The sequence below is a fragment of the Solibacillus isronensis genome, assembly GCF_900168685.1.
Lineage (GTDB): Bacteria > Bacillota > Bacilli > Bacillales_A > Planococcaceae > Solibacillus > Solibacillus isronensis_A.
Genome location: NZ_FVZN01000013.1, coordinates 231,313 through 245,042, shown reverse-complemented (window position 1 = coordinate 245,042; position 13,730 = coordinate 231,313). Strand labels below are relative to the sequence as shown.

General features: G+C 38.1%; 11 protein-coding genes and 1 pseudogene. 9 read left to right on the top strand and 3 right to left on the bottom strand.

Features of this window, described 5'->3' with window-relative positions; genetic code table 11:
• Positions 1-249 precede the first annotated feature (249 nt).
• From B5473_RS07835 to B5473_RS07800, 7 genes are all read left to right on the top strand, one after another.
• On the top strand, positions 250-1,035 hold the full coding sequence (locus B5473_RS07835; protein ID WP_079524366.1) for a LamB/YcsF family protein: 786 nt from the start codon (positions 250-252) through the stop codon (positions 1,033-1,035).
• Positions 1,022-2,260 (top strand): NRAMP family divalent metal transporter, encoded by a 1,239-nt coding sequence (locus tag B5473_RS07830; RefSeq protein ID WP_079524365.1) that lies wholly within the window; start codon positions 1,022-1,024, stop codon positions 2,258-2,260. Before B5473_RS07835 ends, B5473_RS07830 begins: the two co-directional genes overlap by 14 nt.
• A gap of 30 nt (positions 2,261-2,290) precedes the next feature.
• Positions 2,291-3,082, top strand: a complete 792-nt coding sequence (locus tag B5473_RS07825) for a putative hydro-lyase (protein ID WP_079524364.1) — start codon at positions 2,291-2,293, stop codon at positions 3,080-3,082.
• 157 nt (positions 3,083-3,239) lie between these two features.
• Positions 3,240-4,127, top strand: a complete 888-nt coding sequence (locus B5473_RS07820; RefSeq protein WP_079524363.1) for a DMT family transporter — start codon at positions 3,240-3,242, stop codon at positions 4,125-4,127.
• 250 nt (positions 4,128-4,377) lie between these two features.
• On the top strand, positions 4,378-4,857 hold the full coding sequence (locus B5473_RS07815; RefSeq protein WP_079524362.1) for a hypothetical protein: 480 nt from the start codon (positions 4,378-4,380) through the stop codon (positions 4,855-4,857).
• Between the two features lie 621 nt (positions 4,858-5,478).
• Positions 5,479-6,657, top strand: a complete 1,179-nt coding sequence (locus B5473_RS21065) for an SEC-C metal-binding domain-containing protein (protein WP_303047309.1) — start codon at positions 5,479-5,481, stop codon at positions 6,655-6,657.
• A gap of 230 nt (positions 6,658-6,887) precedes the next feature.
• Positions 6,888-7,640, top strand: a complete 753-nt coding sequence (locus B5473_RS07800; protein ID WP_079524359.1) for an SDR family NAD(P)-dependent oxidoreductase — start codon at positions 6,888-6,890, stop codon at positions 7,638-7,640.
• 180 nt (positions 7,641-7,820) lie between these two features.
• Here B5473_RS07800 and B5473_RS07795 read toward each other — a convergent pair.
• Positions 7,821-7,976 (bottom strand): annotated as a pseudogene (locus B5473_RS07795) (UV DNA damage repair endonuclease UvsE); the annotation flags it as partial.
• A gap of 279 nt (positions 7,977-8,255) precedes the next feature.
• Positions 8,256-9,397, bottom strand: a protein-coding gene (locus tag B5473_RS07790; protein WP_139377712.1) for an IS3 family transposase whose coding sequence is annotated in 2 segments (ribosomal slippage) — positions 8,256-9,124 and positions 9,124-9,397 — 1,143 coding nt in all. Because the reading frame shifts where the segments join, the coding sequence is not laid out codon by codon here.
• Positions 9,398-9,763: 366 nt separating this feature from the next.
• Here B5473_RS07790 and B5473_RS07785 point away from each other — a divergent pair.
• Positions 9,764-11,332 (top strand): IS1182 family transposase, encoded by a 1,569-nt coding sequence (locus tag B5473_RS07785; protein WP_079523334.1) that lies wholly within the window; start codon positions 9,764-9,766, stop codon positions 11,330-11,332.
• 206 nt (positions 11,333-11,538) lie between these two features.
• Here B5473_RS07785 and B5473_RS07780 read toward each other — a convergent pair whose 3' ends face one another.
• Positions 11,539-11,781 carry an ABC transporter gene (locus tag B5473_RS07780; protein WP_079524358.1) on the bottom strand — a complete coding sequence of 81 codons (243 nt, stop codon included), beginning with the start codon at positions 11,779-11,781 and terminating at the stop codon, positions 11,539-11,541.
• 490 nt (positions 11,782-12,271) lie between these two features.
• Between B5473_RS07780 and B5473_RS07775 the strand changes: the two genes are divergently transcribed.
• The gene (locus tag B5473_RS07775) at positions 12,272-13,027 is read left to right on the top strand and encodes a DUF2935 domain-containing protein (RefSeq protein ID WP_413078755.1); all 756 of its coding nucleotides are present in this window, start codon (positions 12,272-12,274) and stop codon (positions 13,025-13,027) included.
• The last annotated feature ends 703 nt before the right edge of the window (positions 13,028-13,730 follow it).

Here is a 13,730-nt window from a genome sequence, read left to right as displayed (position 1 = left end):
CGAATTTCGGTATTTATGTTTTTCAAAACGGATATTGCTAACATTATAATTTGTTTTCAAATTTAAAATCAAGTATATATGTTAAGAATATTGCGATATTTACAATTTTCGAATAATTTTGCAAATAATATATTCAAGCGAAAATTTTTATGCTAGAATTTGTTTTAGTTTTAAAACTACTGTTCCGAATTTCGGGAACTTCGAAAATACTTACTAATTATTAAACGATTATCAATGGAGGGGAGAAGTATGTTTCAAGTAGATTTGAATTGTGATTTAGGGGAGAGTTTTGGTCGCTATAAATTGGGGGAGCAAGAAGAAATTTTGAAATACGTTACATCTGCAAATATCGCCTGCGGTTTTCATGGCGGAGATCCGAGCGTGATGAGAGAAACGGTGAAGATGGCCATTTCTAATGGTGTCAAAATTGGAGCGCATCCTGGTTTGCCGGATTTGAACGGATTCGGGCGAAGAGAAATGGCGATTACTCCTCAAGAAGGATATGACATGGTCGTCTATCAAATTGGTGCATTGCAAGGATTTTTAATGACATTCAATGAAAAAATGCAGCATGTAAAACCCCACGGTGCTCTGTACAATATGGCGGCAAAGGATCCAAAACTTGCCGAAGCGATTGCACAAGCAGTATACGATGTATCCCCATCATTGATATTATTTGGACTTTCCGGGAGTGAATTGACGAAGGCCGGAGAGAAGATTGGTTTACGAACAGCACACGAGGCATTTGCAGATAGGACGTATCAAGCAGACGGGTCTTTGACTTCTCGATCACAAAAGAATGCCATGATTACAGATCAAGAGCAATCTGTTGCACAAATTGTAAAAATGGTGACAAAAGGAATCGTAGTTTCTGAGCAAAAAACAGAAGTTCCGCTGCGAGCAGATACTATTTGTATTCACGGTGATGGTGCACATGCACTAGCCTTTGCAAAATATATAAATGAAACATTGAATAAGAACAATATTACTGTAGATGCAATCTGTAAGTTGGAGGGTAAAAATGAAAAATCCTAAAACCGATGCAACACAAAAAGATGTCAACGTTACGGGGAAAAAGAAGGTAAGTAGAAGTGTTTTACTTGGAGCTGCCTTTTTAATGGCCACATCATCGATAGGGCCGGGCTTCTTGACACAAACTACTGTATTTACACAGCAATTGGCTGCGAGCTTTGCCTTTGTTATTTTAATTTCATTACTATTAGACATCTTTTCACAAATGAATATTTGGAGAATCATTGCCGTTTCCGGATTGCGTGGGCAAGAAATTGCCAATAAGGTGTTACCTGGACTGGGCGTTGTTTTGGCAATACTTATCGTAATTGGCGGTTTGGCATTTAATATCGGGAACGTAGCTGGCGCAGGTTTGGGTCTGAATGCCATGCTTGGCTGGGATCCGATTACAGGTGCTATTGTTAGTGCGGTTTTAGCAATTTTTATTTTTGTCGTGAAAGAAGCAGGGAAAGCGATGGATAAAGTCGCACAAGGTGCAGGGTTTGTAATGATTCTGCTCATGCTGTACGTGGCATTTACTACATCGCCGCCGGTTGGAGAGGCGATTGTAAATACGTTTAAACCGGAGCAAATCAGCATATTCGCTATTGTTACACTTGTTGGTGGAACGGTAGGAGGATATATTACGTTTGCAGGCGGACACCGTCTATTGGACGCAGGTATCAAAGGAGTTGAATCATTGCCGGAAGTTACGAAAAGCTCTGTTACAGGGATTCTTGTTACCGGTGTAATGCGTGTGGCATTATTCTTGGCTGTACTTGGAGTAGTATCAAAAGGATTAGCAATTGATCCAGCAAATCCGCCAGCTTCTGTATTCCAGCTAGCTGCAGGTGATATTGGTTATCGTATGTTTGGTGTCATTATGTGGGCTGCGGCGGTAACATCTGTTGTTGGTGCTGCATATACGTCGGTTTCATTTATCAGAACATTTCACCCTCTTATTGAGAAGTTCCAAAACTGGGTTATCATTGCGTTTATCGTTATTTCAACAGTAACGTTTGCTTTTGTTGGAAAGCCGGTAACAATCTTGCTTATTGTAGGTGCGTTGAATGCCTTTATTTTGCCAATCGGCTTAGGGACATTATTAATTGCTGCACATAAGAAAAATATTGTTGGTACATATAAACATCCGATCTGGTTGACGGTTACGGGCGCATTTGTCGTGGTAATCATGGGTTATTTAAGTATCGTGACGTTGATTGAACAAGTACCACTAATTTTTAAATAATAGAGTAAGAAGATTTTCGGGAGGGATTTTATGGTGAACTATGGAGTGTTAGAGGCGGAAGAAATAAGAGAGTTGATTCGAAAGCAAGAGATTACTGGACCGACTGCAGGAATGTCAAAAGGTAATACACAAGCGAACTTGGTTATTTTAAAAAAGGAACATGCCTTTGACTTTTTACTTTTTTGCCAGCGGAATCCGAAGTCATGCCCATTATTGGACGTGACGGAGCCAGGTTCTTATATTCCTGCGATGATTGCCGAAAATGCAGATATCCGTAAAGACATCCCGAAATATCGTATTTACCGAGATGGTGTTTTTACAGAAGAAGTGGCAGATATCACGGAGTATTGGGAAGATGATATGGTTGGCTTCTTGATCGGTTGTAGCTTTACATTTGAAACTCCACTGCTTGAGAGCGGTATTCCGATTAGACATATCGAAGAAAACTGTAATGTTCCAATGTACAAAACGAACATTCTGTGTAATAAAGCAGGCATGTTCGAAGGGCCGACAGTCGTTAGTATGCGACCAATGACGCCAGAGGATGCCATCCGTGCTGTCCAGATTACATCACGTTTCCCGGCAGTGCACGGTGCGCCAATACATATTGGGGATCCTAGCCAAATTGGCATCCAGGATATTTCAAAACCTGATTTTGGAGATGCTGTCTCATTCAAACCAGGGGAGGTTCCGGTATTTTGGGCTTGTGGAGTAACTCCTCAAGCTGTTGCGATGGAAAGTAAGCCTTCTATTATGATTACTCATTCACCAGGACATATGTTCATCAGTGATATAAAAGATGAAGCATTCAGTGTGTTATAGATGTATGTGAATCATACTTTCATAGTAAGATAGATTGTAAAGGTAGGGTGTGAAATACTCTTACTAATATGTGAGGCGATGCAACCGTGCATCGTCTCTTTGAACTTTACAGTGATTATAGGGACATGCTTTTTGCCGATGAAAGGGGATATAGATAGTGTTTAAAAAATCGACTGTTGCACTTATTGCCCTCATCTTAATCTGGGGCGCGAGTTGGCCAATCAATAAATTAGCTGTACCCTACGCCCCGCCATTGCTTTATGCCGGGCAACGTGCGCTTTTAGGAGGCATCCTGCTGACAGTTATCATTTGGAAGACTAGGGAAAAAATCAATTGGCGGGAAAACTGGCAAAAGTACTGTATTGGGGCTGTCTTTAATACAATTCTGTTTTTCGGACTTCAGACGGCCGGATTGCTCTATTTACCGAGTGGATTGTTTTCCGTTCTAGTCTATTTTCAACCGATTTTACTTGGCCTTTTCGCTTGGCTATTACTGGGTGAATATTTAACACCAGTCAAAATCCTCGGTTTGTTTCTAGGATTTGTAGGGGTAGCAGTTGTTAGTGTGGATGGTCTGATAGTCCACATTTCAGCAATCGGCGTTACGCTCGGGCTACTAACTGCTGTAAGTTGGGCGTTCGGAGTAATTTACGTAAAGAAGATAAGCAAAGAAGTAGATGCGTATTGGATGGTAGCACTTCAATGTATCATGGGCGGTGCTTTTCTTTTAGGTACCGGCTCGTTGTTTGAAAGTTGGTCTGCCATCGAATGGAATACGCATTATGTATCAGGGCTCAGCTTTGGGGCGACCATTGGCATTCCATTAGCCTACATCCTTTACTACAATCTAGTTAACGCTGGTGAGGCAAGCAAAGTTGGTTCCTATACGTTTCTCATTCCGATTGTCGCTGTTCTTCTCGGCGTGCTTTTCTTAGGAGAAACGGTGACATATTCACTGGTTATCGGGATGCTGCTAGTAGCCATAAGCATTTATTTTGTTAATTTCCAGTATAAAACGAAAAGCAAAAGTATCAGTAAGGATTAAAGATTTGTGCACTGATACCGCCTTGATCCTCATGATTCAAAGAGAGGGTATGGTTTAACGTTTACAGCTAATCGAGTTTTCTCATCATAAGGGTGTAGATAATTAAATCTGAGTATATCTTGATTTTATCAGGATATACTTTTTTGCTTTAATTACAGTAGCTATGGCAATCTAAAGGAGAACGGTGAAAAACCACCATTATACATACTATACATCTTAAAATAGAATTCAAGAGAGGGGTGCTTTATGTATGATTCTAAAAAGAGGCGTAACGGGCTTTAGTGCGGGGGATTTATCACTTGAGCGTGATTGGGTAGCCCTTACTGCTGAATTTAAAAAATATTGCTACGCGTCTGTTCAGCAATTAAATGGGTGCATTTTGGCCTTTTTTGAACCCGATATTGATCTTGGCTATGCCCATGCTCATGTAAAAATTGATGGGGAAGAGTTATATATTTTCCACAATAATATGTATGATGATATAGCCTTCACTAGTAATCGTGATATAGGGGGCTTGAAATTTACGGATCATAAATTATTGGGCGCTTTGTTTGAAAATCACTATACAGTATTAACAGCATCACAATTAGCAGAGCCCTTAGTATATCAAACTCAAAGCGGTGGTATTACTCTGATGAACGAAAATGAACTTAATGATGTGGAGCTCCGTTTTATGAATCATTTCAGATCACAGACGGTAGGAGATTTAGTGTTTAATTATTGGGATTAGTAAAGTATTGGCTTGTCGTTACTCACTCATAAGTGACTGAAATCCCCGATGCTGAGGGCAACTGAATTTTAAAAAGGCTTCCGTCTGTAAAATTATTTTAGCTAGAAGTGAAAAAACAGTTTATGGTTTAAAATACCAATAAATTATGTTAACCTTTAATTTAATCGAAGTTAACATATTTAAAGGGGATTAAAATGACTCTAAATTGGCGTAGTTTTATAACGACAGTTACTGCTCTTTTATTTGTTATTCTTGTCTTTATGAACTTCATAGGATATTGGACAGCTAACCCTTCAATACAAATTCTTTTTTTCTTCATCATGGTTATATCCATTTTCAGTGCTGGGCTTGAAACGAGTAAGATGTTAAAAAATAAAGGCTGATTGAGAACTTTTCAATCGGCTTTTTTTGCTCCCAATATATAGCTAAAGAAAAAACTCCAGTCGTACGAGAAATCAGGTCTGGTCAACCGATTACGTACGAAAGGAGCTCCAATAATGGATATTTAAAGTTTAACCCTTCCATCACGAAATTGTAAATGTCACCATAATAAACGCTTAATTTCCCACGCATTAGCAAATATAGTACTCTAAAGATATTAAAAGAAAATGAGGGATGAGCATGAATCATTTTTTAGAACGTGTGAAGGGAAATATTCTGACGGAGGATGAGGTGCTTCAAGATTTTTGGCTTTCTCAGATAATGGATTATCCTTTTGTACCTGCTGAATTTACGAATGAGCTTGTTGCTTTTGCAGCGGAGCATGAAGGATTTCGAAAAAAACTGCTATTAAATGGTGAAGGCTTTGAAAAGAATAAGGAAACGTTAACATTATTCCAATCGTGGATAGCGGAAGTTTCGGCTGATAAAAAGCATTTAATTGTGAGATTTATAAACAATACACCGACAAAGATTTTATTGGAGTTTGAAAAATTGTTATTTCCCTATATGCCAAAAGGGTATTTCGATGTTTTAAAGCGTTACAGTATTTTTGAAACGAATGTCGTACATGACTTTGAGCCACTTTGGGAACTTTTTGGCGAGCTGCTGGCAGAAATGAATGTAAACTTTGATTCGCATATATACTTTACTGCCAAAAAGGTTCAAGATCTTTTAATTCGTTTCGGTGAATATGATCCAACAGAGGTCGAGTACATACTTCGTGATGAAATAGAGGAAGACTATATAAGTATCAATGGGATTTTAGCTGTTCGAGCTGTAGGAGTCATGAAGCTATCTGAACATATTCCTGAACTTGTATCACTGTTAAATCGTATTGAAGAGGATATTTTACAGGAGGAATTGTGTGAAGCACTTATTCGCTTCCATTCAGATGAAATAGTAAAGCTACTAGAACCTTATATTATAGATAAATCACTATTTATACCTGTCATTTCTATTTTAAAGCATACGAAAACGAAATTTGCCGAGCAAGTTTTGGCAGAGGCCTATGTGAAAGCGGAAGATATAGACATACAGGAGCTGATTATTGAAGGTTTAGCCGCCCATTTTTCAGAGGCAACATTTGAATGTATTGAACAGTATGGAGCGCGCGGAGAAACTGGCTATATGCTCGACATGGATGAATTGTTCTATGCGTATTTCAAAGCAATGAACCAAGACCATCCATTATTAGAAACATGGCGAAGGGAAGCAATAGAGCGCAACAATACTTTTGAAAAAGAAATTCAATCGATTCAGTTGCCATCCTTCACAGAGGAGAAGACCCCCAAAGTTGGACGTAATGATCCTTGTCCGTGCGGGAGTGGGAAGAAATTTAAGAAGTGTTGTGGGAAGTGAACTTAATCTAACTAGGTTCTTTAGCAAAAGAAACAACGCATAAGCAATCGATTTAGAACTTGTTTCTTTCTGTAATAGCATTTGCCCGGAAAACACATAATAACTACGATTGATAATTTGCCTCTAAAATCATGTAGCTGTATATTTAATTTGTTAGTAACAAAAATTCATTAACGATACTGGGAACAATCACGTTAGGATTGTGATTTTTCTGAGAAGGAGAAATTGTATTGAAATTAAAAGACAAGGTAGTGATCATTACAGGTGGTGCTGGCGGTATCGGCGCGGGTATGGGGCGTGCAATGGTAAAAGAGGGAGCAATTGTAGTGGCAGTTGATCTTAATCCGGAAGCCGGCGCAAACCTATTGGCGGAATTACAGCAACACTCACCACAATCTAGCTTTATTGAATTTGATTTAACAAAGCATGATCAACTCAAAAATGTCGTGGAACAAGTTGTCGAGAAATATGGCCGTTTAGATGTGCTAGTAAATAATGCACATGCTTCTAAACAAGTACCATTCCTTGAAACAACACCAGAACATTTAGCATTGTCAATGGATACAGGCTTCTATCCTACATGGTATTTAATGCAGGCGGCTATTCCACATTTAAAGAAAACTCGTGGTAATATTATTAACTTTGCTTCAGGTGCCGGTTTAAAGGGGCATAAAACACAAGCTGCTTATGCCGCAGCGAAAGAAGCGATTCGCGGTATTACGCGTGTCGTAGCAAATGAATTTGGCGCAGATGGTATTACAGCGAACCTGATTTCACCAATCGCCAATTCAGAAGGTGTACAAGCTTGGGCAAAAGCACAGCCGGAATATTATGAAGGGGTACTTGCTGGTATTCCGATGGGTAAATTCGGTGATCCGGAACAGGATATCGGACGTGCTGCTGTCTTTTTAGCGTCAGAAGACTCTAAATATATAACAGGTCAAACATTGATGGTTGATGGCGGCTCTATTATGCTCCATTAATATCGTATATTAAATAAATATCATTAGTTACTTTTGGAAAACTGGCTACTGTCGCTACCGATTATAGTGGTAATATACCCTTGGAGATTTTGGCACTTGGTGGGCACAGTTTTGTAGGAACGAGTCAAGGTGATGCAATTCCACAAAAATTTATCCCAGAATCGATTTCTTACTATATGTATTTTCTAAATTTTTCAGTGCAATCCGTTCTAACTTTCGTATCGCAGCTTCACGATCCTTAATTTTTTGAAATTGAGAAAACGTCATCGTTTGAGACGGAGAAGCATTTTTTAATTCCATACTCATCGCAACGTATCCTAATCGTACAAACGTCATTATCCCACCTCATCTGTAGTATGTATGGTAGAGGACAAATTTATTATCCAATACTGCATTCCGATTAAAATCAATTGCATTTTTTCCTTTATAAGCAGTTTTCTAATATAAAGTTGGAGGTGGGGGAAAACAATGGTAGGAAACATAATATTAGTTGGGGAGAATAAAAAAATCCGATAATTGTAACCCGCTTAAAGAGGTTGGGACAAAACCCTCCTCAATAAAAAGCCGTTCAAATTGGCACTGACTGCCTTTTTTGAGACAGTAAGAAAACACCTTCTAAACAGCCAGTTGACGGTATTGCACCGGCGACTGGTTGTTTAGTTTCGTTTGAATACGGATATTGTTATAATAGTTTATATACTCTTCGACGATTCGAATCACACATGCATTCGTTGTGCTGTGGATTCCGTCGAGATAGAACGTTTCGGACTTTAGCGAGGAGTGAAACGTTTCGATTGGGGAATTATCAGCTGGCGTGCCTTTACGGGACATGCTCATGGTAATTCCTTTTTCTTTTACTTGTTTTTGATATTCGTAAGATGTATAGACCGACCCTTGATCGCTATGAAGAATTGCCTCACTTGAGATTCCTTCTACTTGACTCAATGTGTCCACTACGAATTGTGTATCCTGTGTCGTTCCAATTGTGTACGCAATAATTTCGCCGTTGTATAAGTCCATAATACTTGAAAGATATAACATCGATTGACCAAAAGGCAAGTAAGTAATATCGGTTACGAGCTTTTGAAGTGGCTCAGTAGCGTGGAAATCACGCTCTAAATGATTCGGTGCTATACTTGTTGGTTGCCCCGTACGCTTACGTTTCTTCACTTTAACACGACACGACCAATTATATTTTTGCATGATTTTTTGAACCGTTTTCTCGGCTAAATCCGGAAAGAAACTTGCGATTTTACGATAACCATACCGATATTTATGTGCTGCACATTTTTCACCAACATCTTGATCTCGTTTTTCTTTTGTCGTTTGCGCACCTTTTTGTTTTCTCCAACGATAATACGTGGCCCTTGCCACACCCATTAATTCACAGATTCTTTGTATAGAAATTTGGCCTCTAAGTGCCTCTACTACTTCTACAAATGCTTGTCCAACCACTTCCTTTCCAATTCCTTGTACTTTTTTAGCACTTCCACTTGCTGTTTTAAATAACGATTTTCAGCCTGTAAACGGGATTCCTCTGAATCAAACTCAGGCCCTTTTCCGAAAGAATATTGTTTCCCCACCGGCTGATGAAGTCGATATATTTCGCCAGTTTTATACCATTTCATCCATGTTTTTAATTGACTAACATTTTTAATATTCAATTCATCCATTATTTGCTTTGCAGGAATTCCTGACAGCTTCATTTCGATTGCTTTCATTTTCACTTCTGCTGGATAGCTTACTCTTGTACCCATAGAAAAAACACCTCCACGTTGATTTACTAGGTTTAATACCCGTTTTTCAACGAAAGGTGTTTTTATTTGTCTCATTAATTTAGGTCAGTGCCATTTTACGATGAGTAAAATTGAACGGCTTTATTATTTTGTGTCTACTATGTAGCCGTTGTTCTCCGTTACGGCGGACGCTTTCCTGGGGGCACGGATCGAGCCTTTAGTCTCTCCCACGTGCTTGTCCCCTGGGAGTCGCCGCCTTCACTCCGAACAACTAATTTTTCTTCTATATCAAGTAAATCTCTGCATAATTTCGAGCATAAAAAAAGGACATTCTCTGTTAAAATTTAAGTATCCTACAACCAAATTTCAAACGAAAGAAGTGTCCTTATGTTTAAAGATTATAACATGAATCAACTTATTTTACCGCTAGATTTAGAAGTAAAGTTACATAAAAATGATATTGCCTTTTCAATCCATAATTTGGTCGAAAGCATTCCAAACGAAGCTTTCGCTCCTTTCATTCACCATACGGGTTGCCCATCGTATCATCCACGTATGATGCTAAAGCTGATTCTATGTGGTTACACACAATCCACTTTTTCAGGAAGAAAAATTGAAGATCTGACTAGAGACAGTATCCGTATGATGTGGCTTGCCCAAGGATATGAACCAAGTTATCGCACTATTAATCGTTTTCGTGTACATCCAAATATGAAAGAACTCATTCGCCAATGTTTTGTACAATTCCGTTGTCAGTTAGTTGAAGAAAAACTCATCGATCAGGAAGCGATTTTTATCGATGGCACAAAGATTGAGGCAAATGCCAATAAGTTCACATTTGTTTGGAAAAAATCAGTGGAAAAACATCACACCAACCTCGTAGAAAAATCAAATAAACTTTACGATGAGTTACTTGAACATCAAATTATTCCTGAAATCAAACGTGAAAATGATGAACAGTTATCATTAGAAGAGTTAACTCAAGTAGCACATCACCTAGAAGAAGTAGTCGACGACTATACGAGCAAAATAGAGCATTCTGACGATGTCATTGAGCGAAAAAGATTACGTAGCGAACGAAAAACACCGAAGCAAATACTTAAACAAGTACACGATTGGATCATAAGAAAGCAGAAATACCAAAAAGATTTTGATGTGTTTGGCACACGTAACAGTTATTCAAAGACGGATCATGAAGCAACATTTATGCGGATGAAAGATGACTATATGCAAAACGGCCAATTGAAGCCAGGATATAATGTACAAATCGCTACTGAAGGTCAATATACACTCGCGTACGATGTATTTCCAAATCCAACAGACACGAAAACGCTTATTCCATTTCTTAATCAAATTGAAGAAAATTATTTCGAGTTACCAAAGCATATTGTAGCGGATGCCGGATACGGCAGTGAACAGAATTACCAGGATATTCTTAACAATCGAAAACGAACAGCACTCATTACATTCAATCATTACTTGAACGAACAGAAGCGAAAATACAAAAATGATCCTTTTAAGACAAGCAATTGGGTGTATGAGAAAGAAAACGATGCATACATATGTCCAAATGAAAAGAGATTACGATTCCAATACAATTCTGTTCGTACGGATAAATCAGGTTTCCAAAGAGAATTTAAAATCTATGAATGTGAAGAATGTACAGGGTGTCCTTTCCGTACAAAGTGTACCAAAGCAGCGGAAGGGAAAAATCGTAGACTCATGATTAATGAGAATTGGGAACAACAAAAAGAAGAAGTAAGAGCGAAGCTTTCAGAAGAAAAAACGGCTGCCATTTATCGTCAACGTAAAATTGACGTGGAACCAGTTTTTGGATTCTTGAAGGCTAATTTGTGTTTCCGTCGATTTTCTGTTCGGGGAAAATCAAAGGTTACTAACGAAATAGGTTTGGCACTAATGGCCACAAATTTAAGGAAGTATGCGGTAAGAGGTTAATACCTCTTCCAATATTTTCTTAATAAAGCGCAAAAAAGAGAAATTGCATTGTGCAATTTCTCTTTTTTGCGTGAACTGGAACTAATTCTGTCCCAGCCCCTTTAAAAAAATGATAAAAAACGGCCTAATACTAAAGACTGTCAGCAGGTATTTTAATTATTAGATGCCTCAACAAAAATCGTTGTTGCCAAGATTATAATAATCCATTAGCATCCCGGTTTATGCCCCCTGCAATAGTGCCACGCTTTCTTGAATAGGCATATTCCAAACCAAATAAAGGTTAGGAAGCCAATTAACGCAACTAGAATGTTTAAAATATTTCCAAGAGCTCCACCTAGACCGATTAATTCCAAAAAATCAGTAATGAACCCTAATAAGGATAGTAGCAGCCAAATTACACCTGTGAGAAATCCAAGGAAAATTCCAACAATACTATTTTGAATATTCATAGAAACACCTCCTTCCAAAGTTATTCATTATTACAGTATGTGAATGGAGGTAATATAGTTAGGTTATCTAGATTAAGACTTAAGGCTTATTACAGCTATATTTTGCATTTTATAGCCATATTGTTAGGCAAAGTAACTAGGTCTTACAGGATTCCTAATACAAAAAACAAATTAAAAGAAAAGAATGGATTCAGATTTAGATATTAATAATTGAAACTGAAGAATTATACATAAAGAGGACAGTTACTATAGCTATGTAAACCAGGTAATAAATTATAGTTTTTCAAGGGTTGCAACAACCAAAAAAATAAGTCTGGGGATTCAGGGGGACTTTAGTTAAATAACAATCTTTAACAATATCGCAATTCTTGAAAAAGGAATTGCGCTTTCTTATTAGGAGCTCCTTCAATATCTCTCATAAATTGATTTCAAGCTGAATAAATTGAATACCAGTGTGAAAAAAGGGGATGTAAATAGCGTGGAAAATTATATGAAGAGTGCTGTTTTTGAACATCAGTTTTGGCTTCAGGTGCTGGGAGATCATTCACGATTTATCTATGATTCACTATATCCTTCTGAAATGGAGGATATTTCTAGAGCTGCTTCCTTTATACAGGTATTCGATCAACTTCTTTCTCAAGTAAGATCACTTAACGAATCCAATGCGCTTCTTTTCGCTAATAATGTTGAAGAAGCGGTAAATGAATTAAGGGCCTTCAAACTATCGATAATTGAACGGCACATAACGGGCGAAATGAAAATCCATTTAACACCTACTTTCTTAAATCATATGGTGAACGAATTAGAAGAATATTTACGTATATTAAAGTATCTCAAACAGGGAGGAATACCGCCAATATTCCACGAATTACATCACCATCTCATCTGGCTTGTAGATGCTTCCGGTCATGCAGGTGCCATTAATGACCGATTGGATGGTGTAGAGAAAAGACTAAAGGAAAAAAGCAGTACCTTTACAAAACACTTTGATCAGTTTTATTTGAAAGCAGTGGAACTAACAGGCTATTTACGTACGAATATACAGAAGTTCCCGGCGTTAACCCGATTTAACTCTGAGGTTGAAGTGGAAATGGGCTTATTTAAAACTTTTTTAAATGAACTGGAAGAAATGGAGTTAACCGCAGAAGTGTTAGGATCATTTTCTGCATCCATGGCTGACCACATGGCTAGGGAAGAACAGTACTATTTAATGAAATTAGCCGAGTCGACGGAAATCAATCAGTAGCTGCCGGTTGTTCACTTCTAGCTAATGTTTGAAGTGACCAGTTAGACACGGTTATTTCGCATAGGCAGCTTTGGTAAAATGAGTCCGGTTGTACCGGACTCACGGCAGGTAATGAATCTTTAATTTCAATTTACCTACCCCCTCCTTTGCTTCATCTACACCGATATACCCTTCAATATCATAGTTAGTTCCGTTGATGGTCACAGAAGATATGTAACCACTACTTCCCTTTGGTATGAATAATCTGTAGTCTTCAATTACCCCTGTTTGTACTAGTTGCGGATCCGCAACAGGCAGTCTAAAGGAAGCCGCTAAATTCGGAAAATTGATTGTTACTTTTCTTTATATCACTGATTACTAAATGGTACATTTAAGAAACGAACTGGTTACTATTTTCAAACAATCAACTAAAAACTAATGAATCACACAGTAGGAGGGAAACTATGCTTTACTACGAAAGCGAGTGTAGTAGTTGTAGACAAACATTCAAATTATATGAAGGTACACTGAGATATAGACAATTCAAAGAAAGAGAGAGCAAAACTTTTCGTTGTGAAGAGTGCAACTCAAAAATACGAATGGACGCAATAAAAAACTTCATGGATAACTTAAAATGATCGGTGCTGATGCGCCTAATCACTGAACAAATCTTTCCTTCCTCAAGTATAGGATTTGTTTAACATAACAATGCATAGATTCTATT

Coding starts and splice junctions, on each gene's coding strand:
- B5473_RS07835 (WP_079524366.1), top strand. CDS start 250: ATGTTTCAAGTAGATTTGAATTGTGATTTAGGGGAGAGTTTTGGTCGC.
- B5473_RS07830 (WP_079524365.1), top strand. CDS start 1,022: ATGAAAAATCCTAAAACCGATGCAACACAAAAAGATGTCAACGTTACG.
- B5473_RS07825 (WP_079524364.1), top strand. CDS start 2,291: ATGGTGAACTATGGAGTGTTAGAGGCGGAAGAAATAAGAGAGTTGATT.
- B5473_RS07815 (WP_079524362.1), top strand. CDS start 4,378: ATGATTCTAAAAAGAGGCGTAACGGGCTTTAGTGCGGGGGATTTATCA.
- B5473_RS21065 (WP_303047309.1), top strand. CDS start 5,479: ATGAATCATTTTTTAGAACGTGTGAAGGGAAATATTCTGACGGAGGAT.
- B5473_RS07785 (WP_079523334.1), top strand. CDS start 9,764: ATGTTTAAAGATTATAACATGAATCAACTTATTTTACCGCTAGATTTA.
- B5473_RS07780 (WP_079524358.1), bottom strand. CDS start 11,781: ATGAATATTCAAAATAGTATTGTTGGAATTTTCCTTGGATTTCTCACA.
- B5473_RS07775 (WP_413078755.1), top strand. CDS start 12,272: ATGAAGAGTGCTGTTTTTGAACATCAGTTTTGGCTTCAGGTGCTGGGA.